The following is a 2,017-nucleotide window of genomic DNA, read 5'->3' on the forward strand; positions in this document are numbered from 1 at the left end:
AGGGACCTGTGGAGAATAACGGAGTCGAACCGTTGACCTCCTGCGTGCAAGGCAGGCGCTCTAGCCAGCTGAGCTAATCCCCCATTTTCTTAGTGATGAGTTATTAGTTATGAGTTATGAATTATTGCTCATAAGGTCTCAACCTCTAAAATTTCCTTTTTTTTCTTAAGTAATTAGTAGTCCCGGGCAGACTCGAACTGCCGACCCCTACATTATCAGTGTAGTACTCTAACCAGCTGAGCTACGAGACTCTGTTTTTACTTAAAAATTTAGTATTTGAACTAACAGCAAGAGTAATTGAATTTTAAAATCCAGAACTTTCTAAATAATCATCTTTTTTCCTCAGCGTGCATTAAGCTAACACTAAGGCTCTAGAAAGGAGGTGTTCCAGCCGCACCTTCCGGTACGGCTACCTTGTTACGACTTAGCCCTAGTTACCAGTTTTACCCTAGGCAGCTCCTTGCGGTCACCGACTTCAGGCACCCCCAGCTTCCATGGCTTGACGGGCGGTGTGTACAAGGCCCGGGAACGTATTCACCGGATCATGGCTGATATCCGATTACTAGCGATTCCAGCTTCACGGAGTCGAGTTGCAGACTCCGATCCGAACTGTGACCGGTTTTATAGATTCGCTCCTGGTCGCCCAGTGGCTGCTCTCTGTACCGGCCATTGTAGCACGTGTGTAGCCCAAGGCGTAAGGGCCGTGATGATTTGACGTCATCCCCACCTTCCTCACAGTTTGCACTGGCAGTCTTGTTAGAGTTCCCGACATGACTCGCTGGCAACTAACAACAGGGGTTGCGCTCGTTATAGGACTTAACCTGACACCTCACGGCACGAGCTGACGACAACCATGCAGCACCTTGTAAATTGTCTTGCGAAAGTTCTGTTTCCAAAACGGTCAATCTACATTTAAGCCTTGGTAAGGTTCCTCGCGTATCATCGAATTAAACCACATGCTCCACCGCTTGTGCGGGCCCCCGTCAATTCCTTTGAGTTTCATTCTTGCGAACGTACTCCCCAGGTGGGATACTTATCACTTTCGCTTAGCCACTGAGATTGCTCCCAACAGCTAGTATCCATCGTTTACGGCGTGGACTACCAGGGTATCTAATCCTGTTCGCTCCCCACGCTTTCGTCCATCAGCGTCAATCAATTAGTAGTAACCTGCCTTCGCAATTGGTATTCCATGTAATATCTAAGCATTTCACCGCTACACTACATATTCTAGTTACTTCCTAATAATTCAAGTTCAGCAGTATCAATGGCCGTTCCACCGTTGAGCGATGGGCTTTCACCACTGACTTACTAAACCGCCTACGGACCCTTTAAACCCAATGATTCCGGATAACGCTTGGATCCTCCGTATTACCGCGGCTGCTGGCACGGAGTTAGCCGATCCTTATTCTTACGATACCGTCAAGTCCCGACACGTCGGGATGTTTCTTCTCGTACAAAAGCAGTTTACAATCCATAGGACCGTCATCCTGCACGCGGCATGGCTGGTTCAGACTTGCGTCCATTGACCAATATTCCTCACTGCTGCCTCCCGTAGGAGTCTGGTCCGTGTCTCAGTACCAGTGTGGGGGATCTCCCTCTCAGGACCCCTACCCATCGTTGCCTTGGTAAGCCGTTACCTTACCAACTAGCTAATGGGACGCATGCTCATCTTTCACCGTTGTGACTTTAATTATAAAATGATGCCATCCTATAATACTATGAGGTATTAATCCAAATTTCTCTGGGCTATCCCTCTGTGAAAGGCAGATTGCATACGCGTTACGCACCCGTGCGCCGGTCTCTAGCTCCGAAGAACTATACCCCTCGACTTGCATGTGTTAAGCCTGCCGCTAGCGTTCATCCTGAGCCAGGATCAAACTCTTCATCGTATATTTTAATATTATATTGCGATGATATCTATCGGTTCTTTTCGAATCTCTCGATTCCATTACTCTTATTCTTTTGTTTTAACATCTCTGTTAAAACGGCTGTCAATTCAATATGTCTACGAACGTGT

At 47.3% G+C, this 2,017-nt stretch carries 2 tRNA genes and 1 rRNA gene; all 3 read right to left on the bottom strand.

What is annotated here, in order from left to right:
• Positions 1-9 precede the first annotated feature (9 nt).
• Positions 10-83, bottom strand: a tRNA-Ala gene (locus L1276_RS25220).
• Positions 84-177: 94 nt separating this feature from the next.
• Positions 178-251: transfer RNA gene (locus tag L1276_RS25225), tRNA-Ile, on the bottom strand.
• Between the two features lie 124 nt (positions 252-375).
• Positions 376-1,889: ribosomal RNA gene (locus L1276_RS25230) — 16S ribosomal RNA — on the bottom strand.
• Between the last annotated feature and the right edge of the window lie 128 nt (positions 1,890-2,017).

Origin of the sequence: Flavobacterium sp. HSC-32F16 (assembly GCF_024171645.1) — a bacterium.
Taxonomy (GTDB): Bacteria; Bacteroidota; Bacteroidia; order Flavobacteriales; family Flavobacteriaceae; genus Flavobacterium.